Annotated in this window: 22 protein-coding genes; 9 read left to right on the forward strand and 13 right to left on the reverse strand. The window is 61.5% G+C overall.

Annotation, left to right across the window (positions count from 1 at the left end; all coding sequences use genetic code 11):
- Window positions 1-9 precede the first annotated feature (9 nt).
- Together ACSBQS_RS07895 and ACSBQS_RS07900 are read right to left on the reverse strand one after the other, a co-directional pair.
- Window positions 10-1,314 (reverse strand): MmgE/PrpD family protein, encoded by a 1,305-nt coding sequence (locus tag ACSBQS_RS07895; protein ID WP_434990173.1) that lies wholly within the window; start codon window positions 1,312-1,314, stop codon window positions 10-12.
- Between the two features lie 225 nt (window positions 1,315-1,539).
- Window positions 1,540-2,427, reverse strand: coding sequence for a LysR family transcriptional regulator (locus ACSBQS_RS07900; RefSeq protein ID WP_197666517.1), 888 nt, complete (start codon window positions 2,425-2,427; stop codon window positions 1,540-1,542).
- Window positions 2,428-2,548: 121 nt separating this feature from the next.
- On the opposite strand from ACSBQS_RS07900, the gene ACSBQS_RS07905 reads away from it, so the two are divergent.
- Window positions 2,549-3,715 carry a serine hydrolase domain-containing protein gene (locus ACSBQS_RS07905; protein WP_342165181.1) on the forward strand — a complete coding sequence of 389 codons (1,167 nt, stop codon included), beginning with the start codon at window positions 2,549-2,551 and terminating at the stop codon, window positions 3,713-3,715.
- Window positions 3,706-4,923 carry an MFS transporter gene (locus ACSBQS_RS07910; RefSeq protein ID WP_434990176.1) on the forward strand — a complete coding sequence of 406 codons (1,218 nt, stop codon included), beginning with the start codon at window positions 3,706-3,708 and terminating at the stop codon, window positions 4,921-4,923. Before ACSBQS_RS07905 ends, ACSBQS_RS07910 begins: the two co-directional genes overlap by 10 nt.
- Here the strand turns inward: ACSBQS_RS07910 and ACSBQS_RS07915 are convergent.
- Window positions 4,850-5,725 (reverse strand): alpha/beta hydrolase, encoded by an 876-nt coding sequence (locus ACSBQS_RS07915; RefSeq protein WP_197666514.1) that lies wholly within the window; start codon window positions 5,723-5,725, stop codon window positions 4,850-4,852. The genes ACSBQS_RS07910 and ACSBQS_RS07915 overlap by 74 nt on opposite strands.
- A 150-nt stretch (window positions 5,726-5,875) precedes the next feature.
- Between ACSBQS_RS07915 and ACSBQS_RS07920 the strand changes: the two genes are divergently transcribed.
- The 3 genes from ACSBQS_RS07920 to ACSBQS_RS07930 all read left to right on the forward strand — a co-directional run bounded on the left by ACSBQS_RS07920 (window position 5,876) and on the right by ACSBQS_RS07930 (window position 9,213).
- A complete protein-coding gene (locus ACSBQS_RS07920; RefSeq protein ID WP_033643029.1) occupies window positions 5,876-6,625 on the forward strand; it encodes a DeoR/GlpR family DNA-binding transcription regulator in 750 nt (249 codons plus the stop codon).
- 12 nt (window positions 6,626-6,637) lie between these two features.
- Window positions 6,638-7,705, forward strand: coding sequence for an oxidoreductase (locus tag ACSBQS_RS07925; protein WP_434990180.1), 1,068 nt, complete (start codon window positions 6,638-6,640; stop codon window positions 7,703-7,705).
- Between the two features lie 113 nt (window positions 7,706-7,818).
- The gene (locus tag ACSBQS_RS07930) at window positions 7,819-9,213 is read left to right on the forward strand and encodes an MFS transporter (protein WP_434990181.1); all 1,395 of its coding nucleotides are present in this window, start codon (window positions 7,819-7,821) and stop codon (window positions 9,211-9,213) included.
- On the opposite strand, the gene ACSBQS_RS07935 is transcribed toward ACSBQS_RS07930, so the two are convergent.
- From ACSBQS_RS07935 to ACSBQS_RS07965, 7 genes are all read right to left on the reverse strand, one after another.
- Complete coding sequence (locus ACSBQS_RS07935) at window positions 9,198-9,734, reverse strand: dihydrofolate reductase family protein (protein WP_169539571.1); 537 nt, start codon at window positions 9,732-9,734, stop codon at window positions 9,198-9,200. The two genes, ACSBQS_RS07930 and ACSBQS_RS07935, sit on opposite strands and share 16 nt — an antisense overlap.
- Window positions 9,734-10,135: a VOC family protein gene (locus ACSBQS_RS07940; protein WP_015377846.1), complete on the reverse strand. Its 402-nt coding sequence runs from the start codon at window positions 10,133-10,135 to the stop codon at window positions 9,734-9,736. Before ACSBQS_RS07940 ends, ACSBQS_RS07935 begins: the two co-directional genes overlap by 1 nt.
- 147 nt (window positions 10,136-10,282) lie before the next feature.
- The gene (locus tag ACSBQS_RS07945) at window positions 10,283-10,477 is read right to left on the reverse strand and encodes a ribbon-helix-helix protein, CopG family (protein WP_004928567.1); all 195 of its coding nucleotides are present in this window, start codon (window positions 10,475-10,477) and stop codon (window positions 10,283-10,285) included.
- Window positions 10,478-10,557: 80 nt separating this feature from the next.
- Complete coding sequence (locus tag ACSBQS_RS07950) at window positions 10,558-11,346, reverse strand: spermidine synthase (RefSeq protein WP_047026131.1); 789 nt, start codon at window positions 11,344-11,346, stop codon at window positions 10,558-10,560.
- Between the two features lie 34 nt (window positions 11,347-11,380).
- Complete coding sequence (fabZ, locus tag ACSBQS_RS07955; RefSeq protein WP_033643035.1) at window positions 11,381-11,836, reverse strand: 3-hydroxyacyl-ACP dehydratase FabZ; 456 nt, start codon at window positions 11,834-11,836, stop codon at window positions 11,381-11,383.
- A 188-nt stretch (window positions 11,837-12,024) separates the two neighbouring features.
- The gene (locus ACSBQS_RS07960) at window positions 12,025-12,519 is read right to left on the reverse strand and encodes a TIGR00645 family protein (RefSeq protein WP_025302805.1); all 495 of its coding nucleotides are present in this window, start codon (window positions 12,517-12,519) and stop codon (window positions 12,025-12,027) included.
- Between the two features lie 94 nt (window positions 12,520-12,613).
- Window positions 12,614-13,813: an MFS transporter gene (locus ACSBQS_RS07965; RefSeq protein ID WP_108680707.1), complete on the reverse strand. Its 1,200-nt coding sequence runs from the start codon at window positions 13,811-13,813 to the stop codon at window positions 12,614-12,616.
- A 97-nt stretch (window positions 13,814-13,910) separates the two neighbouring features.
- Here ACSBQS_RS07965 and ACSBQS_RS07970 point away from each other — a divergent pair, with 97 nt between their 5' ends.
- Complete coding sequence (locus ACSBQS_RS07970) at window positions 13,911-14,852, forward strand: LysR family transcriptional regulator (RefSeq protein ID WP_047575830.1); 942 nt, start codon at window positions 13,911-13,913, stop codon at window positions 14,850-14,852.
- A 6-nt stretch (window positions 14,853-14,858) separates the two neighbouring features.
- Here ACSBQS_RS07970 and ACSBQS_RS07975 read toward each other — a convergent pair whose 3' ends face one another.
- Both ACSBQS_RS07975 and ACSBQS_RS07980 read right to left on the reverse strand, forming a co-directional pair.
- A complete protein-coding gene (locus tag ACSBQS_RS07975; protein WP_025159743.1) occupies window positions 14,859-15,152 on the reverse strand; it encodes a SelT/SelW/SelH family protein in 294 nt (97 codons plus the stop codon).
- Between the two features lie 127 nt (window positions 15,153-15,279).
- On the reverse strand, window positions 15,280-16,515 hold the full coding sequence (locus ACSBQS_RS07980; RefSeq protein ID WP_342165170.1) for an NAD(P)/FAD-dependent oxidoreductase: 1,236 nt from the start codon (window positions 16,513-16,515) through the stop codon (window positions 15,280-15,282).
- 191 nt (window positions 16,516-16,706) lie between these two features.
- On the opposite strand from ACSBQS_RS07980, the gene ACSBQS_RS07985 reads away from it, so the two are divergent.
- From ACSBQS_RS07985 to adhP, 3 genes are all read left to right on the forward strand, one after another.
- Window positions 16,707-17,492 (forward strand): sulfite exporter TauE/SafE family protein, encoded by a 786-nt coding sequence (locus ACSBQS_RS07985; RefSeq protein ID WP_197749817.1) that lies wholly within the window; start codon window positions 16,707-16,709, stop codon window positions 17,490-17,492.
- A 16-nt stretch (window positions 17,493-17,508) separates the two neighbouring features.
- Window positions 17,509-18,798: a bifunctional sulfur transferase/dioxygenase Blh gene (gene blh, locus ACSBQS_RS07990; protein ID WP_434990190.1), complete on the forward strand. Its 1,290-nt coding sequence runs from the start codon at window positions 17,509-17,511 to the stop codon at window positions 18,796-18,798.
- 197 nt (window positions 18,799-18,995) lie between these two features.
- Window positions 18,996-20,012, forward strand: coding sequence for an alcohol dehydrogenase AdhP (gene adhP / locus ACSBQS_RS07995; RefSeq protein WP_033643042.1), 1,017 nt, complete (start codon window positions 18,996-18,998; stop codon window positions 20,010-20,012).
- A 60-nt stretch (window positions 20,013-20,072) separates the two neighbouring features.
- Here adhP and exaC read toward each other — a convergent pair whose 3' ends face one another.
- Complete coding sequence (gene exaC / locus ACSBQS_RS08000; RefSeq protein ID WP_042784478.1) at window positions 20,073-21,593, reverse strand: acetaldehyde dehydrogenase ExaC; 1,521 nt, start codon at window positions 21,591-21,593, stop codon at window positions 20,073-20,075.
- Window positions 21,594-21,825 lie beyond the last annotated feature (232 nt).

Here is a 21,825-nt window from a genome sequence, read left to right on the forward strand (position 1 = left end):
GTTTTATTATTAATTTAACAATGCAATCAGTCGCGGCAGCGCGCCAGGGGACATGAGGGCGCAGTCGCGGATAACGCTTTCGCCTTCGAGGCCCGGAAGCAGCTGCAGAATGGCGCGCAGCTTGGCGTCGAGGTCTGTTGGCCGGGCGGCGGTTTGCCTTCTTGTGACAATGTCACTTATTTGCCTTCCGTCCTGCAGCGTCAGGGTCAGGCGATGGAAGCGCATCTCCGGATCGAGCGCGTCCGGCGGGGCCGCGGGATCGACATGGCGCTCAACTTTTGCCGCCAGGGCGGCGATAGCCGTATCGACCGGCTGTTCGCCGTAATGCATCAGCGGGACCTCGCCGTGGTATAGCGCATCGGCGATGACGTATTCGAGGCTAAAACGCGCTTCCACACCGGTGGCCGGTTGGCGAATATAGGGCGCGGTATCTGCGCCGGACGGAAAACTGACCTCAATCTTTGCGATCTCCGCAAGGGCGTCGCCTTGTTCCTGCAGCCGCGCGCGCAGGGCGAGCGCCGCCTCGGCCGCGCTGTGAGTGCCACCGCAGGTCGGGTACCGCTTGAACTCCAGCCCCGGCTGCAGGATGCGCCAGGGCGCGCCCCAACCGGCGGTCAGACATTCCGGTTTTTGCCGGCCGCCGCCATGGGATGTCAGCAGGCTGTCCAGCACGCCCTCCGGTTGGCCGATGAAACCGGCCTGAGCCAGCAGGGCGGCGTTGACCGCGTTGCGTGCCGCCAGGCCGGCGTGCAGCGGTTTGGCCGCCGAACCGAACTGGCTGCGCAGGCCCGCCGCCTGCGTGGCCGCCAGGCCGAGAGCAATCTGCGTTTGCCGCTGGTCAAGCTGCAGATAACGCGCCACGGCGGCGCAGGCGGCGACCGCGCCCAGGGTGGCGGTGCTGTGAAAACCCAGCACGTAATGTTGCGTGCCAGCGGCCAATCCCAGCCGGCCAGCGGCCTCTACGCCGATGACATAGGCGGTTAACACTTCAGTGACATTGTCACTCTCACCGTTCAGCGCCAGCAGGGCGGAGAGCACTACGGTGCTCGGATGGCCACGCAGCGCAGGATGGTAATCATCGAAGTCCAACGAGTGGCTGACATAGCCATAGCGCAGTGCGCGGTTCTCACTGCCGTTCGGCGGAAACGTCGCGCCGATCGCTGCCAGACCGGCATCGCTCAACGCCCCGCGGGCAATCGGCAATGCGCAGGCGAAGTAATCTTTCACGCCGCGGCGAGCGGCTGACAGGGCGGTTTGATCCGGCTGGCTGTTCAATATCAGATGAGCGAATTGGGCGGTTATCGATAATGACAAGGCGTTAACACCTGAATTTATAGATGGTTATGCACGAGTGCGGGGTGAAAGGTATTGTGTGGCGGTTTTCTTTGTCCCGAAAGAACGAACGGCGCTTCCATATCGCTGAATGGAATATCACGACGGCACTGCGCCTCCGTCAGGGCTGCTGGCAGGCGCGCCAGGCTGCGCTTTAGCTATTTTTGTGCAAAGCAAAGCTGAATTTGTTCTGACGCGGTAGAGGACTTAGGCCGAGAAAAGGCGAACGCTCATGATGTCGATAAATGCCCTGAGACGCGGGGTAAGATGTTTGCTTGAAGGCCAGAGAATTTTGAGACTGCCACTGTGTCGGCATTGGTCGCCAAGCACGGGTTGGAGCCGCTGCTGCTCCAGCGCCTCCCGTACCGCGAAATCGGGCAGGCAGGCGATGCCCAGGCCCTGTTCCGCCAGGTAAATCAGCGTATCGACGGTGTTGCATACCGTGCGCTTGCCCAGGCCTTCGTCGAGCAGTTTATCTCCGCCCGCCACCGGCCAGGTCTCGACTTTGCCGGTGGTGGGGAATCTGTATAACAGGCGGGCGTGATCGCGCAGTTCTGCCGGCTGGCGGGGTATTCCCGCCCGGCGCAGATAGTCCGGCGCCGCCACCAACTGTAGGTGAAACGTGCCCAGTTGGCGGCTCATTAAGCGAGAATCCTCGGTATCGCCCACGCGGATCACCGCATCGAACCCTTCTTCGATCACCGCGACCCGACGGTCGGAAAAATCGGCTTCCAGCTCAATCTCCGGGTAACGCCGAATAAATTCCGCCAGCACCGGATTCAGCAGGCCGCCCACCAGCGGCAAACTGACACGCAGCTTGCCGCGCGGCGCGCTGTGCGTATCGCTGATTTCCCGTTCCGCCGCCGCCAATTCTCCGAGAATGCGCTGACAGCGGTGCAGAAACAGCCGGCCTTCGGCGGTCAGCGTCATGCTGCGTGTGCTGCGGTGAAACAGGCGCGTGCCCAGCCGGTTTTCCAGGCGGGCGATGCTTTTCCCCACCGCGGAAGCGGAAATGCCGAGCACGCGCCCGGCCTCAACGAAACTCAGCGTCTCCGCGGCCTGCACAAAGACGCTCACCCCAGACAGATTATCCATTGCTTGCCCTATTACGGACGTGAGTGTCCGCTATGAAAGGAAATCTAGCCTGTTTTTTCGTTAATCGCCACGCCCTATGCTCGGTGGCGACAGCATGGGCTGACTATCTGAGGTAATAAAGATGAATGAATACGGATCCTCCGCCAACGCGATTGACGGCGCGATAGAGCAAGCCTTGCGCGAAAAACGATTGGTTGGCGCAGTGGTTTTGGTGGCGCAGGGGGGCGATATGTTTTATCGCCGCGCGGCGGGGCTGGCGGATCGCGAAGCCGGCCGGCCGATGGCGTTCAATACGCTGTTCCGTCTGGCTTCGGTATCCAAACCGATCGTGTCCACGGCGGCGCTGGCATTGATGGCGCAAGGCCGTATGCAGCTGGAGGATCCCATCACCCGTTGGCTGCCGCATTTTCGTCCGCGGCTGGCGGATGGCACCACGCCGTTGATGACGCTACGGCATCTCATGACCCACACCGCCGGACTAAGCTACCGTTTTTTTCAGCCGGAAGGGGGATTCTACGCCCAATCGGCGGTCTCCGATGGCATGGATGAGGCGTCTGTCAGCCTGCAAGAGAACGTGCGGCGTATTGCCTGCGCCCCTTTGCTGGCTCCGCCCGGCGCGGCGTGGCGCTATTCCATCGCGACCGATGTCCTGGGCGCAGCGATCGAACAGGCGAGCGGCCTGCCGCTGGCGCAGGCAGTAAAAAAATGGGTGACCGGGCCGCTGGCGATGACGGATACCGATTTCCTGGCGGTGGATCCTGCACGTTTGGCGGCCGCTTACGCCGATCATCCCGGCGAGCCGCGCCGCCTGCGCCAACCGGATCATTTACCGTTTATCGATGGCAGCGCCGGTTTTCATCTGTCGCCGGCGCGAGCGTTGGATCCGTTGGCTTACGCCTCAGGCGGCGCCGGCATGGTCGGCTCGGCCGAGGATTTCCTGCGCCTGCTGGAAGCGTTGCGCCAGGGAGGAACGCCGGTGCTGCCAACCGATTGGGTGACGGCGTTCACCAGCAACCAGATCGGCGATTTGCCGATGCCGTTTTGGCCGGGGCGCGGTTTCGGCCTCGGCATTACCGTACTGAAAGACCCCATCGCCGCGCAAACGCCGGAGTCCGTCGGGACCTGGCGAATGGGCGGCACCTATGGCCATTCCTGGTTCGTCGATCCTGTCCGGCAGCTCAGCGTGGTGGCGTTTACCAACACGGCGCTGGAGGGCATGTCCGGCGCCTTTGTCGGCGAGATTTGTCAGGCGGTCTATGCCGCGACGGGAGCGATGCAATGCGCCTGATGCCGCCGATTTTCTTTATCGCGCTGGGGTTGTTCGGCGTCTACTGCATCGAGTTCGGTGTGGTGGGCATTTTGCCGCAGATCATCGCACGGTATGGCATCTCTACGGCGCAGGCCGGCTGGCTGGTCGGGATCTTCGCCCTGACCATCGCGCTGCTCGGGCCGCTGTTGGTGCTGCTGGCGTCGCGATTCAATCGCAAACGCATGTTGTTGATCGCGTTGACCGTGTTTGCGGCGGCCAGCGCGCTGTCCGCTCAGACGGACAGTTTCGCCATGCTCATGCTGCTGCGCATTGTGCCGGCGCTGTTTCATCCGATCTATTTTTCGCTGGCCATGGTGGCGGCCGCGGCGCTTTATCCCCCGCATCAGGCCACCAAAGCAACCGCCTATGCGTTCATCGGCACCAGTATGGGCATGGTGCTGGGGATACCGTTGACGCAATGGATCGCCGGGCAGTTCAGCTATGAAGCCTCGTTCCGGTTCTGTGCCTGGGTCAATCTCCTGGCAGCGGCGGGATTGCTGATGCGGTTGCCCGACGTCGCCGTTCAGCGCCTCAGTTATGGCAAACAGCTGACGATCCTGCGCAGCGGGACGCTGTGGCTGAATATCATCACCTGCGTGCTGATCTTTGCCGCCATGTTCGCCGTCTATGCTTACGCGGCTGAATATCTCAGCCGTGAAATCGGCCTCAGCGGCGGCGCCATCGGCTTTCTTCTGGTGGCGTTCGGCGTGGGCGGTGTCGCGGGCAACCTGTTGGCCGGCAAGGGGGTGAGCCGCCATCGAGCGCTGACGGTGCTGCTGCACCCGCTAGCCTTGATTGCGGCTTATGCGCTGCTGTATCACTACGGCAGCGCGAATATCGGTTCGATGACGGCGCTTTGTCTGTATTGGGGAGCGGCGCACACCAGCGGTTTGATCGTGACGCAGATCTGGCTGACATCCGAAGCCCCCCAGGCGCCGGCGTTCGCCACCGGGCTGTATATCGCCTTTATCAATCTGGGCGTGGCGCTGGGCTCGCTGGCGGGCGGCTGGTTCATCACCGCGTGGGGGCTACAGGGCAGCCTGCTGTGCGGAGCCTTGTTCGCCGCGCTGGCGGTGATTACGATCGCTGCCAGGCTGCGGCTGCAGCGGCAGGCTACCGTTGCGTTGCGTCGATCATCGCCATCACCTGCCGAAACATCGCGCTTTCCGCATCCGCCAGCTCGTTGACCAGCGTAAAGTGATTGCAGTGGCGGTCGGCCAGCAGGTGGACGTCGAGACCGCGCGCCAGGCAGGCGTCATAATAGGCCTGCGTCTGGTTTTTGAAGCCTTGCGTTTCGCGGTGGCCGACGTCGAGCAGGATCTGCGGCGCATGCGCTTTCGCCGGCAGCAAAAACAGCGGGCTGAGAGTTTGCGCCTGTTCGGGCGTCAGGTGCAGCCAGTCGTTGATGTAGATATCGCACAGCGGGCGCAGATCGTAGAGGCCGCTCAGCGCCAGCGCACCTTTGATTGCATCGGGCGGCAGGCGATAGCGTTGCTGCCAGCCGTCGGCGATCAGCATGCCGCACAGGTGGCCGCCGGCCGAACTGCCGCTGACGAAAATGCGCGCCGGATCGATGCCGAACGGCGCCCCGTGATGATAAAGCCAGGCGACGGCGCTGCGCACCTCATGCACGATCTCCGCCAGCGTCGCTTCCGGCGCCAGCGTATATTCCAGCGTGGCGATCGCCACACCGCGGCGGGCGAACGCGGCGGCCATCGAGCAGGCTTCCTCTTTGCGCTGTGAATGCCAGTAGCCGCCATGAATAAAGATCAGCAGCGGGGCGGGCTGTGCGCTGGCCGGGAACAGATCGAGACGCTCGGCGGCGCTCATGCCGTAGCGCAGATCGTAAATGCCCGGCGTCTGCGCTTTGGCGCGCTGGGCCAGCGCGGCATAGTCCGCCATGCAGGCGTCAAAATCCTCCACCGAAGCGCGGGCGTTGTATTGCGCGGCGCGGGCGCTCAGGTCTTCAAACGTCAGATCGATGTTCATGCGTTTCTCCGGATTGTTATGCGTTATGTCTTCATCATCGTCCCGCAGGGGAAAAGATGTTTGATCTCCGGTGCGCACAATTGCGGCTTCTCCAATGCTGTTATCTGCTGTATATTGCCGTTTTATGCTTTTTTAATGCGGAATAATCCCATGCACAAAGCGGCACGACAGCGCCATTTACTGGATTTGCTCAGCGAACGCGGGCAGGCGGCGGTGGCGGAATTGGCCAGCGCCATCGGTGTTTCGGTCGATACCGTGCGCCGCGACTTGGCCGATCTCGAGCGGCAGGGGTTGGCGCAGAAACATCACGGCGGCGCGATAGCGCTCGAACCGTCCGGCATGCCGCGCCAGGCGCGCGCGGCGCTGTTGCCGCTGGTCAAGCAGCGGCTCGGCCGCGCGGTGGCCGCGCAGATCCCGCCCGGCAGTACCCTGATGCTGGATGCGGGCAGTACGCTGCTGGCGGTGGCGCAAGCGTTGCGCGGCCCGGCGACGGTGATCACCGCCTCGCTGGATATCGCGCAGTGCCTGAGCGATAAGCCGGAGATCCAACTGATCCTGCTCGGCGGCCAGTGGGACGCGCGCCAACGGCTGTTCGCCGGCAGCGCGACGCTGGCGTTGCTGGAACGCTACCGCGCGGACATCGCTTTGCTGGGCGCCTGTGCGGTGCATTCTCAACTGGGGCTGAGCGCCGGCGAAGAGGCCGATGCAGAGGTCAAACGCGCCATGCTGGCCAACAGCGGCGAGCGCTGGCTGGTGGCCGACCATATGAAGCTGGATCGCTGCGAGCCGCATCACGTGGCGGATCTGGCGCAGATCCAACGCCTGTTTACCGATCGCCCGTGGGATAACCTGGACGAGCAATCAATGATTGAACTTTGTGTCGTCGCCGACGACCGCTAGAGGAGAACACTGATGAACGATAACGCTCAACCGTTGCAGGTGGCGCTGATTGGTTACGGCTTTGTCGGCAAGGCGTTTCATGCGCCGCTGATTAACGCGGTGCCGGGTCTGGCGCTGAGCGTGGTGGCTTCGCGCGATGCCGCCAAAGTCCATGCCGATCTGCCGCACGTGCGCGTGATCGCCGATCCGCTGGAGGCGATCCGCTTGCCGGAAGTGGACCTGGTGGTGATTGCTTCGCCGAACGCCACCCATGCGCCGCTGGCGCTGGCTGCGCTGGAAGCGGGCAAGCACGTGGTGGTGGATAAGCCGTTTACGCTGGATTTGGCGCAGGCGCGCACGCTGATTGCAGCGGCGGAGAAGCACGGCCGTCTGCTGTCGGTATTCCAGAATCGCCGCTGGGACAGCGATTTCCTGGGCGTGAAGCAGGTGATCGAGCAGGGACTGATCGGCAAGGTAACGCACTTTGAGTCGCACATCGATCGCTACCGCCCAGAAGTGCGGGTGCGCTGGCGCGAGCAGAATCTGCCGGGCAGCGGGCTGTGGTTCGATCTGGGGCCGCACATGGTCGATCAGGCGCTGCAGCTGTTCGGTTTGCCGCACAGCGTGCAGGCCAACATCGCCACGCTGCGCGCCAATGCGCAGATCAATGACTGGGCGCATGTGGTGCTGAACTACCCGACGCTCCGCGTGATTTTGCATGGCAGCATGCTGGTGGCGGGCGGCGTCTCACGCTTTACCGTGCACGGCGATAAAGGCAGCGTGGTCAAAGCGCGCGCCGACGGGCAGGAGAGCCAACTGCTGGCCGGCGTAACGCCGGGTTCGGCTGAGTGGGGTAAAGACGACGACGCGATGAGCCTGTTTATCGGCACGGAGCCGGTGCGTACGTTGCCGACACCGGATGGCGATCAGCGCCAATATTACGTCCAGGTGCGTGACGCGCTGCGCGGCGCCGGCGCCAACCCGGTCACCGCATCGCAGGCGTTGGCGGTGATGGCGGTGCTGGAAGCGGCCACGCTGGCGGCGGAAACCGGCGTAACCCAAACGCTGCCGCTCACCGAGGCGGAGATCGCCGCCTGGTAACGCATCGCGCCAGATAAGGCGTCAGATGCATTGATACAGTGCATCGCATGCGTCTTCCGCCATCCCAACCCCTGACATAGGCTAAGCCTCAGTCTATGTCAGGAGTGCTTATCATGTTATCCCATCCTTCGCCGCAGGGCGTCCGCGGCATACTGGCCGCACTTTCTCTGTGTATGCTGCTGTCATCGCTCGGCATCAGCATCGCCAACGTCGGGCTGCCGGCGCTCGCCACCGCATTCCATGCGTCGTTCCAGGCAGTGCAGTGGGTGCTGCTCTGCTATTTGCTGGCCGTCACCACCTGCATCATTGGCATCGGCCGCTTGGGCGACAGCCTCAATCGTCGCCGCCTGCTGCTGGCGGGCATCGCGCTGTTTACCGCCGCTTCGCTGGCTTGTGCGTTGGCTCCGCAGCTGTGGCTGCTGCTGGCGGCGCGCCTGGCGCAGGGGCTGGGGGGCGCAGTCATGATGTCAATCACCATGGCGCTGGCGGGCGAGGCGCTGGGCACGGAAAAGATCGGCCGCGCGATGGGGCTGCTCGGCACTATGTCGGCCGTGGGCACCGCGCTGGGGCCGTCGTTGGGCGGCGCGCTGATCGCCGGCTTCGGCTGGCGAACGATATTCCTGATCAACCTGCCGCTGGGGCTGCTGGCGCTGTGGCTCGCCTGGCGATACTTGCCGGATGGGGCGCGGGCGGCGACGCGCCCTGAACCGTTCGACCGCGCCGGCACGCTGCTGCTGGGCGGCGCATTGCTTTGCTACTCGCTGGCGATGACTCTGGGACGCGGTGATTTCGGCGCGCTTAACCTGGCGTTGATGTTGGGCGCTCTGTTGGCGGCAAGGTTGTTTATCCGCGTGGAACGCCGCGCCATGTCGCCGCTGTTGGCGCCGACGATGTTTCGCCATCCGGCCCTGACGGCGGGGCTGGCGGCCAGCGCGTTGGTCATGACGGTGATGACCGCCACGCTGGTGGTCGGGCCGTTTTATCTGTCGCGCGCGCTGGGGTTAAGCGCCGCGCAGGTGGGGCTGGTGATGTCGGCAGGGCCGGCGGTGGCGATCCTGACCGGTATTCCGGCGGGTTATCTGGTGGATCGCTTTGGATCGCAACGCATCGCCCAGCTTGGGCTGGCGGCAGTGGCCGCCGGGGCGGGATTGCTGTCGCTGCTGGGCCGCTGGGGCGTACTCGGCTATGTCGCGCCGATCGCGCTGTTGACCGCCGGTTATGCGCTGTTTCAGGTGGCCAACAACACGGTGCTGATGAAGGATCTGTTTCCCGAACGACGCGGGTTGATCGCCGGCATGGTCAATCTGGCGCGCAATCTGGGGGCGATCACCGGCGCGTCGGCGATGGGGGCGCTGTTTTATCTGGCCTCGCAGCGGGTGGCGGGCGCCGCGGCGGCCGCGGCTTACGGCATGCGCGTCACCTACGGCGCGGCGGCGTTGCTGGCGTTGGCGGCATTGCTTATCGCCTTCGGCGGCCGCCGACTGGCGCTGCGTTATGACGCGCGCTGAACGGCGTAGCGTTCTTGCACGAAACCGTTGTCCGACTGGGTGACGGCGAGCAGACGCAGGCGCTGCTCAGGGGCATCGGCGCCGAACAAGGGAATGCCGCCGCCCAGCAGCAGCGGCACGCGCGTAATCGTCAATTCGTCGATCAACCCGGCCTGCAGGAAACGCTGCACGGTCTGGCCGCCGTCGATATACAGGTGACGGCAGCCGGCCTCGGCCAACCGCGCCACGACGCTGGCCGGTTCGCCGCTCATCCAGCGGACAGGCTCTGCGCCGTGCGGTGCGGATTGCGTCGACAGTACCACCACCGGCAGTTCTCCATAGGGCCATTCGGGAAAGGCGCGGACTTTTTCATAGGTATGGCGGCCCATCACCAGCGCGTCGATGTCGGCGATAAACGCTTCAAAACTCAGGCCATTGAGCAACGACACCGCGTACTCGGGCCGCAGCAGCCAATCGATGTCGCCGTCGGGGCCGGCAATGAATCCGTCTACGCTGGTGGCGATGTAAACCGAGCATTTCATCAGGCGAGATCTCCGCGGTAAACCACATGGACCTTGTTGCCGTCGGGATCGCGCAGGTAAGCGCCGAAATAGCCTTTGCCGTAGTGCGCGCGCTCGCCGGGTTCGCCTTCACTGCTGCCACCCGCCAGCAGGCCGGCGGCGTAGGCGCGTTTAACCGCCAGCTCGTCGGCGGCGAGAAAGGCCAGCATGCTGCCGTTGCCGGCGCTGGCGGGCTGTCTGTCGAAGGGTTGGTAGGCATAAAACCGCGGCAGCGTTTGGCCCGGCATCACCCAGCAGCGGGCGGCGGGGCCGCCGTCCGGCGTCACTTCCCGCCGTTGTAAACCCAATGGCAACAAAATGGCGTCATAGAACGCGGCGGCGGCGTCCAGATCGCTGACGCCGACGGTAATATGGCTGAACATGGCGCGTTTCCTTTCCCAAGAGAGAATAATGAACGGATAAAACAGTAGCAGCGATAGCGCAGGATGGACAGACCGTCGTGGAGGATTCGGATTAGGGACGCGCGCAGGGGGGCAAAGCGCGCTTCACGGTTTGTGGGGCGGGCCGCCTCAATTGCTCTCGACGCGAGGATTGGCGTGGGTCGGCTGGCTGGGATAATCCACCTGATGCTTGTGCAGATAATCGCGTATCAGCTGGCGCACCACCTGGGAAGGGGTGACGTCCTGCTGCAGACACAGCTCTTCCAGGGCTTTCTTCTTGTCCGGGTCAATCAGCACCGTTAGCCGCGCCGTTTTCTTTTCCATCAGTGTCCTCCAGAGAATGATGACTGAATGATAATACCATGTGAGCGAAGCGGCCAGCCAGACCGCGCCACCGCTCGTCTTTAGCGGAAATGCAGCCGCTCTATCTTGCGTGACAGGTAGCCGAGTTCGCAGTTGAACAGCTCGCCGCTGCCGGCGGCCAGCGTGCGCAGCGTGCTGAGCGGCAGCGACACCTGGGCCGGCGTAGCATAAATGATCACGTTGCCGCTGGGGGCGACGCAAAACAGCACGGTGGCGAATATCCGGTGCAGGCTGTGGTACAGCAGGCTGTTTTCGTCGGGCAGGTCGTGGTAATTCAGCACCAGCCAGCCCCCGTCATTCAGCCGCGCGGCGCAGTTCTCCAGGAATGTCTGGGTGCCTTGCTGCGGATCCATGGCGAACGCCGAATAGAGATCGGAGAAAATCAGATCGTAACGCGTCTCGGCGGGCGGGCGCACGAAGTCCATGGCGTCGGCGGTGCGCAGGCTGATGGTGTCGGTGGCCGGCAGCGTAAAATAGCGGCGCGCGACGGCGATCACCGCGGCGCGCAGCTCGACGACCTCCAGGCGCATAGCCGGATCGAGCGCGTGCAGCGCACGCAGCAGGCTGCCGCCGCCTAACCCCAGGATCAACGCCGACGTCGGCGGCTGCCAGGCCACCGCCATCAGCATCGCTTTGATGTAGTTGTGGATCGGCTGCGCGGGGTTGCTGAGGCTCATCTTGCTTTGCTCGCAGATGCCGTCAAACCGCAGCGTGCGGTAGTCCTTGTGATCGGAAACGATGATTTCGCCCCAGGCGTCGGCTTCGCGAGCGATCACCTGGCCACGCGGGGAGAAATCGAGGGTTCTGAGTAAGCTGTCAACCAGAGACATGGTATTCGCAGGGCTCCTTTGGCAAGCGGCCTGTTTACTTACGGGCGCACATGAAATCGGCGGTGCAAATGCGCCGGCCATCGATGCTGGCACGACCGGTGAAGCGGGCGATCGCGCCGCGCCGGCGTACAAAGGCGACCTCCATCAACACCTGGTCGCCGGGACGGGCGGCGCGATAAAATCGCGCCCGCTGAATGGAAGCGAAGTAGTAATGTTCCCCTTCGTTAAGCGCCCCGAGATAGTAATGCGCCAGCAGACCGGTGCTTTGCGCCAGCGCTTCCACCAACAGCACGCCAGGAAAACCGGCGAAGCGCGCATGGCCGCTCCAGAACGTCGGCTCATTGGCGGTGATGTTCTTGATGGCGCTCAGCCGCCCTTCGGCGATGCAGGTGCCGGCGGGCAGCACGCGATCGACCAACAGACAGGGATAGCGATGAGGCAGAATCGCCTGAATATCGTGGAATTGCAGGGGGTGACCATGTAATGGCATGGGGGAGCGTGATCCTGTCTGCGGCGAATCCGGCGCGATGGCCGGCGTTCGGTCCAAAATGAGTGTAATGACATTATAATAAAATTATCATCAGATGTGCCAGATGAAAGACATGACGGCGACGACGGTTGGGAAACAGCGAAGGAGGGGAAGACACCCGATCCTGACGATCGGGCGTGGCGGCGCGTTTAGTGCTTGGAGCGGGTCACCTTGTCCAAATAACCCATCACGAAGGCGGAGAGCACGAAGGTGAGGTGGATGATCACATACCACATCAGCTTGTTGTCTGGCACGTTCTTGGCGTCCATAAACACCCGCAGCAGATGGATGGACGAGATGGCGACGATAGACGCAGCGACTTTGTTTTTCAGCGAGGTGGCGTCCATTTTGCCCAGCCAGCTCAGCTTTTCTTTTCCTTCGGTGATATCCAACTGCGAGACGAAATTTTCGTACCCGGAGAACATCACCATCACCAGCAGCCCGCCGACCAGCGCCATGTCGACCAACGACAGCAGGGTCAGGATCAGATCGGCTTCAGCGACGGAGAAAATGTTGGGCAGGACGTGCAGGATCTCCTGAAAAAATTTGATAGACAGGGCGACCAGGGCCAGTGAAAGGCCGAAATAAACCGGCGCGAGCAGCCAGCGGGAGGCGTACATCGCGTTTTCTAGCAAGCGTTCCATCATAAAATTGTTTTGAATGCGTAGCAAAAAGGGCGCTCAGTATAGCGCAAGAGGCCTGGGTGAAATCAACCGCTTGCGCCAGTAGAGGGCGATATCAGGCCGCTACGCGTGCCGTTTTGCGCCCGCAGCGGATCCACAGCGCCACGGCCCCCGCCGCGGTTGCCAGCGCCACGACGCCCGGCCAGCCCGCGCTTGCCAGAATGCGGCTGCCGAGGGCGGCGCCGGTCGCCATGCCGATGAATACGCCGGTGAACAAGAGGGCGTTCAAGCGGCTGCGGGCCGCCGGATCAAGACCGTAGACGATGGTCTGGTGTGCGATCAGCGTCGCCTGGATGCCCAGATCAAATCCGACGGTGCTCAGCGCAATGAGCGCCAGCTGCGCCGGGAGCGGCAACAGCGGAAGCAGAAACATCAGGGCGAAGGCGGCCAGGACCAGTGCCGCGCCGATGCGGGTCACGGCGTCAGGGCCGTGCCGATCGGCCAGGCTTCCCGCCAACGGCGCCGCCAGCGCCCCCGCCGCCCCCGCCAGACCAAACGCGCCGGCCGCCGCGCTGCCGATCTGGTAGCGCTCCGCCAGCATCAACGCCAGCGTTGACCAGAAAGCGCTGAAGCCCAATGACAGAAAGCCTTGCGCCAGCGTTGCACGCCGCAGCTCGGGATACGCGGCCCACAGATGCCCCAGCGAGCGCAGCAGCGCGGGGTAACTCAGCGCGTTATGGGGGCGAAGACGCGGCAACATGCGCCAGATAGCCAGCGTGATCGGCAAAACGCCCAGCGCCGCCAGCGCGTAAACGCTGCGCCAGCCGGCGAACTCGGCGAGCGCGCCGCTGAACACGCGCGACAGCAGAATACCGGCCAATAGCCCGGTCATCACCGCGCCGACGGTTTTGCCGCGGCTGGCCTCCGGCGCCAGCGTGGCGGCGGCGGGGATAATGTCCTGGGCGACGGTGGCGGTCAGGCCTATCGCCAGGCTGCTGAGCAACAACAGCGGGAATGAGGCGGCAAACGCGCAAAGCAGCAGCGTCAGCGTCAGCAGCGCGCCTTTAATCAGAATGATCCGCCGGCGATCGTACCGGTCGCCCAGCGGCGCCAACAGTAAAATGCCCAGCGCATAACCCAACTGGGTCAGCGTCGGCACCATGCCGGCATCGGCGACGCCGGCGTGGAAATCGGCGCCCATCATGCCGAGCATGGGCTGGCTGTAATAGATTGAAGCGACGCTGAGGCCGGCGCCGGCGGCCAGCAGAAACACGACGTTGGCGGACGGGGCGCCGTTGGTGGCGGTGGTGCTCATGGCAAAGATCCCTGCAAAGTGAATGTGCGGCCATTTTTACCGCTTGCTTCATTCCGCTGTAGCCCCCTCGCAGGTAAAACTGTTATACACTTAACGTATGAATAAAATTAATTTACCCAACGGCGACCGCATAACTTTGCTGCATACGCTGGTGCGCATCGTCGAAAGCGGCAGCCTGTCGGCGGCGGCGCAGCAGCTGGGCACCTCACAACCGACGATCAGTCGGCGTCTGCAGGCGTTGGAGCAGCTGCTGGGCGCCAAACTGATCCAGCGGACGACTCACGCCCTCAAACTGACCGACGACGGCGAGCGCTGTTACCGCCAGGCGCGGGGGCTGATCGAACAATGGCAAAGCCTGGAAGAAGGGCTGGGCGGCGCGCGCGACGAACCGGTCGGGGTGTTGCGCGTGCGGGCGCCGCACGCTTTCGGCCAGGATCAGCTGATCGGTCCGTTGGGCGAGTACCTGCGGCGCTACCCGCAAACTTACGTTGAGTGGACGCTGAACGATCATTCTCCGGACTTTATTCCCGAAGGCGTGGATTGCGCCATTCACGTCGGTGCGGTGACCGATCCGTCGGTCGTGGCGGTGTTGCTGGCGGAGGTGCCGCGCAGCACGGTAGCGTCGCCGGCGCTGCTGACGAGCCGAGAGCCGGTTCGCTGTCTTGACGATTTGGCGCGGTTGCCGTGGCTGGCGTTGAACAGTTTTTATCGCAATGAAGTGGTGCTGACCCATGTTGAGCGCGGCGAGCAGGGGCGGTTCGATATCACGCCGAGGTTGAGCACCGACAGCCTGTACGCGGTACGCAAGGCGGCGCTGGAGGGGCTGGGCGTCGCGATTGTCTCCTCCTGGCTGGTGCGGGACGATGTGGCCGACGGGGCGCTGCAAACCGTGTTGCCGGCCTGGCGCGCCGCGCCGCTGCCTATCTACCTGCTGTATCCCTACGCCAGCTATTACCCGGCTCGCCTGCGCAAGTTCATGGAAATGATGAAAGAAGTGATGCCGCGCATTCTCGGCGCGCGGCCGCCGGCGGCGGGCTGACGCCGTTCAGTGCCGGGCTTTTTTGCCGTCGCTGTGGCCGAGGGAACGCTCGGGAAAGCTGTGATCGCGTAGCCGCTGCTTTAACTGCGCCGCATCGGGGAAGCCGCCGTCAATTTTGCGATCCCAAATCATCACACCATCGACGCTGATTTGATACACCCCGCCGGTGCCCGGCATCAGGGTGACGGAGGCGAGATCGTCGCCGAAGGTATTGAGCAGCTCTTGCGCCATCCAGCCGGCGCGCAGCAACCAATTGCATTGTGAACAGTAGTGAATCGTAACGGCGGGGGCATTTTTCATCGTTGATCGACCGGTTAGTGGTGACGGCTTGCAATCAGCCTGATGGCTCGCAAGCGATGGTGGCTGTGTATCGCCAAATAGTCAAGCGCCTGCGGAAGCCGCGAGGCGCGGATAACGATGACGGTCGCTATGGCTTGCTTTTGGCAAACCATTCGACCCCGCGCAACATGCCCGCCCAGTAAAATTTGGGTAAAAACCAGGCCTTCAGCCACCATGCCATACGGCTGGGATGCGTGTTGTCGAACAAAGGAAAGGTGGGGAGCAATTTACTGTCGTAACCAAACTCCGCCAGAACAACCTTGCCTTTCTCTACCGTCAATGGGCAGGAGCCATAACCATCATACCGTGCCGCATCAGGAGCGCCGTTAAGCTGCGCCGCGATGTTCTCTGCCACCACCACCACCTGTTTGCGAGCCGCCGCCAGGGTTTTGGCATTTGGCGTGGCGCAACAGTCGCCAACCGCAAAAATCGTCTGCCACTGCTTATGCCGTAGGGTGAATTTATCCACGTCGCACCAACCTGACTCGTCAGACAACCCACTTTGCGAAATGAACGCCGGCGCAGATTGCGGCGGCACTACGTGCAGCATATCGAAGGGCAGTGTCACTTCGCGTTTGCCTTCTTCATCACCGTCCAGAGAAAAGGTCGCTTGCCGACGCTGCCCATCAACGCGAACTAAATTATGCCGGAAGTTGACCTGTGCGCGGTATTTTTTCAAGTAATCGGTCAGCGGAGGAACAAATTGCGGCACGCCGAATACCGCCGCGCCCGCCAGGCAAAAATTGACGTTAATATTATTAAGGACACCTTGTTGCCGCCAGTGATCGCATGAAAGGTATAAGGCTTTTTGCGGCGCGCCGGCGCATTTTATCGGAATTGGTGGTTGAGAAAATATCGCCTCGCCGCCTTGCATTTCACGAACCAGTTTCCAGGTGTATTCCGCAAGATCAAAACGATAATTAGAGGTGACGCCATTCATTCCCAACGTTTCTTCAAGACCCTCTATTTTATCCCAACGTAAAACGAGGCCGCAGGCAACAATAAGGAAGTCGTAGTTTATTTTCTGCCCTTGGCGAGTCTCGACATATTTTTGGCCGGGCTCCACTCTGACCACGCTATCCTGAATCCATGCGGTTCCTGGGGGGATGACGGCGCGCATGGAACGCCGCGTTTTATTGATATCAAAGAGCCCGCCGCCCACCAGGGTCCATGCCGGTTGATAATAATGACAGTCGCCAGGTTCAATTACCGTTATATCAATGCCTTTAACTCGCTTCCTTATGCTTGCCACGACGCTTATTCCAGATGAACCACCGCCAATAACAACAACTTTTTTCTGGGTGTTTATTTTTTCCGGTTTCATGCAGGCCTCCTTTCATAAGAAAGTAGGGGGTTAATGCCCAGATTAAAAGGGAATTCATAGAACTTATGGTTATATTGAAAATCATATATTCTATTTAGCTATATGTAATAGCTAAATGTAATAAGTTATTTGACAATCAATGCGAACTGATCGTTAATAAATGCCACAAACACCGTTCAGGAATTAGCGCATTGGATTTTTTCCATTTTACTTTTTATACCCTGATGTTATTGGTGATAACCGGAGGAATAGTCGGATTTCTCTTGGCCCTGACAGGCGGAGGCGGCTCCATCGTTTGTGTGCCGCTGCTGCTGTATATGGTGCAAATCCCGGATACGCATTTGGTGATAGGCACCAGCGCCATGGCCGTCGCCGTCAGTGCGCTGCTCAACCTTTTTGCGCACGCCGCCAAAGGAAACGTCCGGTGGCGAACCGGCTTTGTCGTGTCGCTGGTCGCGGTGGCAGGAACGCTGGCAGGTTCACAGATGGGAAAAATCACGGACGGGCGCTATCTAACCCTGCCTTTCGCTTTGCTGATGCTGATTGTCGCCGGATTAACGCTGAAAAAAAATCACCGGGCCGGCAACGGGTTGGCTTCCCCGGATGCAACCTTTCATCCCGCCATCGTGTGGCTCAGCGTGTTGGCGCTCGGCGCGGTGGCCGGCTTTCTGGGTATCGGCGGCGGATTTTTAGTGGTGCCGGCGCTGCTCTGGTTTTTCCGCTTTTCGCTGCTTGAAGCGGTGGCCACCTCGCTGGTGGTGGTTTCTGCCATGGGTTTATCGACGAGCGCAAGCTATGCCTTGTCCGGCAAGGTGTCGCTCGTCATCACGTGCTGGCTGATCGTCGGCGGTGTTCTGGGGGGCGTCGTGGGGGTTGCGCTCACCGAGCGCCTGAAGAAACGCGAGGACATTATCCGTGTGCTCTACGCCGCCATGCTCTTGGTGCTGGCCCTTTATATGCTTTTTAAAAGCTTATAAGACAGAAGGAAAAAATATGCGCATCCGTACATACCATCATCAGCTCTCCTTTTCGGGGGCGCCCGCAGCGAGTGATTTCGCTACCCTGCATCAACAAGGCTACCGGCTTATCGTCAACAACCGGCCAGATGAAGAACCGGGGGAGCATCTATCCCATCAGCAAGAGAAAACGCTGGCTGAAGGCATGGGCATAGACTACGTCTATCTTCCTTACACGTTCGACACGCTGACCTGGGAGACCGTTTATACCTTCCATTACCTGTTGCGGCGAGGCAAGAAGACCCTGGCGCACTGCCGGAGCGGGGCGCGCTCAGCCTGCCTTGCTCTGCTGCATGCGCTGCGCGAAGGGCGGATCGATGAAGCGCGATTCCGCAGCCAATGCGAAGAATATGGCGCGGATGCCGATAAGGCGCTCAGCTGGTATCGCCGGCATCAGTCCGTTCAGTCTCATGCGCAAGTGCACGCATTTTATGAGCCGGAAAGCGGCAGCCTGCAGTATGTCGTCGCCGATCCCGAGGCGCGTCGCTGCGCCATCATCGACCCGGTACTGGATTTTGACCGCCGATCGGGCACGGTATCGCATCAGCAGGCGCACACCATTTTGAGCTTTATCCGGCAGCAAGGGTGGGGCGTGGCCTGGGTGCTGGATACGCACCCGCATGCCGACCATTTTTCTGCCGCAACCTGGCTGGCGCAGAAAACCGGCGCCCTCAGCGGCATAGGCGAAAAAATCACCGCCGTGCAGGGGCTGTGGCAAGACATCTATAATTTGAAGGAACTGCCTCCCGCCGAGACCGTGTGGGATGCGCTGTTTGCGGATGGGGACGTCTTTTTTATCGGCAACCTGCGCGCTGAAGTCTTGCTGTCTCCTGGCCACACCCTGGCTTCCGTCACGTATCACATTGCCGATGCGGCGTTTATTCACGATACGTTTTTCATGCCTGACAGCGGCACCGCAAGGGCCGATTTCCCCGGCGGAAATGCGGAAGCCCTGTGGGATTCGTTGCAGCGGATCTTGAGCCTGTCAGCGGATACCCGCCTGTTTACCGGCCACGATTATCGCCCGGCGGGGCGTGAGGCCCGCTGGGAAAGCACCGTGCGAGAGCAGCGCGAGAACAACCCCTGGGTGGCCAACATGGATAAAGCCCAATTTATCGCGCAAAGAAAGCAGCGAGACGCCACGTTGCCGCATCCGGAATTGATGCTGATGGCGCTGCAGGTCAACATTCGCGGCGGCGTTCTGCCTGATTGCGAAGATGATGGGCGGCACTACCTCAAAATCCCTGTTAATCGCTTCAAGGGGTAAATCAAGCCAGAGAGGCGCGATTGTTCACGGCTGCCAATCTCAAGGCGATCGCGCCGTCTGTTAATGGTTTTTTATGAAATAATCAGACTGATTCATATTTAATTATTTGTTTTTACACAAAACACGCGGCGCTTGCCCTCGCCGAATACAGTCACTACATTAACAACTGTACTTCCCACACTGCTAAGGAAAACACCATGAAAGCTGCCGTAGTGACGAAAAACCATACCGTAGACATTCAGGATAAAGTACTGCGCCCGCTGAAGCACGGCGAAGCGGCGTTGAAAATGGAGTGTTGCGGGGTGTGCCACACCGATTTGCACGTGAAAAACGGCGATTTCGGCGAGGTGCCGGGCATTACGTTGGGGCATGAGGGCATCGGCGTGGTCTCCGCCGTCGGTGAGGGCGTCACCTCGTTAAAAGTGGGTGACCGCGCCAGCGTCGCCTGGTTTTACCAGGGTTGCGGCCACTGCGAATACTGCGTCAGCGGCAACGAGACCCTGTGCCGCTCGGTGAAAAACGCCGGCTACAGCGTTGACGGCGGCATGGCGGAAGAGTGCATCGTGGTGGCGGACTACGCGGTGAAAGTGCCGGACGGGCTCGATTCTTTCGCCGCCAGCAGCATCACCTGCGCCGGCGTCACCACCTACAAGGCGGTGAAGATTTCCGATATCAAGCCGGGGCAGTGGATCGCCATCTATGGCCTGGGCGGGCTGGGCAACCTGGCGTTGCAGTACGCCAAGAACGTGTTTAACGCCAAAGTGATCGCCATCGACGTCAATGATGGCCAGCTGGAGTTCGCCAAACAGATCGGCGCCGATCTGACGATCAACTCCAAAACGCAAAACGCGGAGGAGATCATTCAGCAGCAAACCGGCGGCGCTCACGCGGCGGTGGTGACGGCGGTGGCGAAAGCCGCCTTCAACTCGGCGGTCAATGCGGTGCGCGCCGGCGGTAAAGTGGTGGCCGTGGGGCTGCCGCCGGAGAGTATGGATCTGAGCATTCCGCGCCTGGTGCTGGACGGCATTCAGGTGGTGGGTTCGCTGGTGGGCACGCGCGAAGATCTGAAAGAGGCGTTCCAGTTCGCCGCCGAAGGCAAAGTGACGCCGAAAGTGACCAAACGGCCATTGGGCGATATCAACGCCATCTTCGAGGAGATGAAGGCGGGCACCATTCGCGGTCGCATGGTGATCGATCTCGGCATGGCGAAGTAGGCCACGCGAAAAAAGAAGGCCACCTGCGGGTGGCCTTCTTGTTATCTCATTACGCCGGATTCAGAACAGGCCCAGCGGTTTGGCGTCGTAGCTGACCAGCAGGTTTTTCACCTGCTGATAGTGCGACAGCGCCGCCTTGTGGGTCTCGCGCCCGATGCCGGAGTTTTTGTAGCCGCCGAACGCGGCGTGCGCCGGGTATAGGTGGTAGCAGTTGGTCCATACGCGGCCGGCCTTGATCGCGCGTCCCATGCGGTAGGCGCGGTTGATGTCGCGGGTCCACAGCCCGGCGCCCAGCCCGAACTCGGTGTCGTTGGCCAGCGCCAGGGCTTCGGCCTCATCCTTGAAGGTGGTGACGCCAATCACCGGCCCGAAGATCTCCTCGCGGAAGAAACGCATGCTGTTGTCGCCGGTGATCAGCGTCGGCTGCAGGTAGAAACCGTTTTGCACTTCGTCGCCGCGCTGAGCGGGCTCGCCGCCCGCAACGATTTTGCCGCCCTCGTTTTTAGCGATGTCGATGTAGGACAGGATCTTGTCGTACTGCTGTTTTGACGCCTGGGCGCCGATCATGGTCTCGGTGTCGAAGGGATCGCCCTGGCGGATGGTGGCGATACGCGCCAGCACTTTCTCCATAAACTGCGGGTAGATGGACTCCTGGATCAGCGCGCGTGAAGGGCAGGTGCAAACCTCTCCCTGGTTGAAAAAGCCCAGCACCAGCCCCTCAACCGCCTTGTCGATAAACGCCGGCTCCGCCTGCATGATGTCTTCAAAATAAATGTTCGGCGATTTGCCGCCCAGCTCGACGGTGCTGGGGATGATGTTCTCCGCCGCACAGGCGAGAATGTGGCGGCCGACCGGCGTGGAGCCGGTGAAGGCGATTTTTTCGATGCGTTTGCTGCGCGCCAGCGCTTCGCCGGCCTCGGCGCCGAAACCTTGCACCACGTTGAGCACCCCCGGCGGCAGCAGATCGCCGATCTCTTCCATCAGCACGCTGATGCCGAGCGGCGTCTGTTCCGCCGGTTTCAGCACCACGCAGTTACCGCCCGCCAGCGCCGGCGCCAGTTTCCAGGCGGCCATCAGCAGCGGGAAGTTCCACGGGATAATCTGGCCGACCACGCCCAGCGGTTCATAGATATGGTAGGCCACGGTATTTTGGTCGATCTCCGCCGCGGTGCCTTCCTGCGCGCGCAGGCAGCCGGCGAAGTAGCGGAAATGGTCGACCGCCAGCGGCAGATCGGCATTCAGGGTTTCGCGGATCGGTTTGCCGTTGTCCCAGGTTTCGGTCAGCGCCAGCATCTCCAGCCGCGACTCGATGCGATCGGCGATGGCCAACAGCACATTGGCGCGTTCCTGCACGCTGGTTTTACCCCAGGCGTCCGCCGCCGCATGCGCCGCGTCAAGCGCCAGCTCGATGTCTTTGGCGTCGGAACGCGGGAATTCGGCGATCGGCTGGCCGGTCACCGGCGAGGTGTTGGTGAAGTAGTTGCCGGATACCGGTTCGACAAATTTGCCGCCAATGTAGTTGCCATAGCGTGGACGGAACGAAACCAGCGAGCCAGGCAAACCGGGGTGAACATATTTCATGTGAAGCACCTCTCTGCAGATGATAACCGGCGCTATTGCGCTGCGCCTGTGAGTGCGGCCTGTCGCCGCAGCACAGAGAAGCACGCCCCGTGCCAGATTAGCGACGGACGTAGCGTTCGTAAAAAAATGGCTATTTATTAAAACGTTAAGCATTGATGAGGGTAGGCCAATCGAGCGGTTCCGCTGCCGCCGATGATTTTTTGTGTTCCGTGTCGCAACGCCTGATACACAT

Origin of the sequence: Serratia sp. H402Y, assembly GCF_051172415.1 — a bacterium.
Taxonomy (GTDB): Bacteria; Pseudomonadota; Gammaproteobacteria; order Enterobacterales; family Enterobacteriaceae; genus Serratia; species Serratia ureilytica.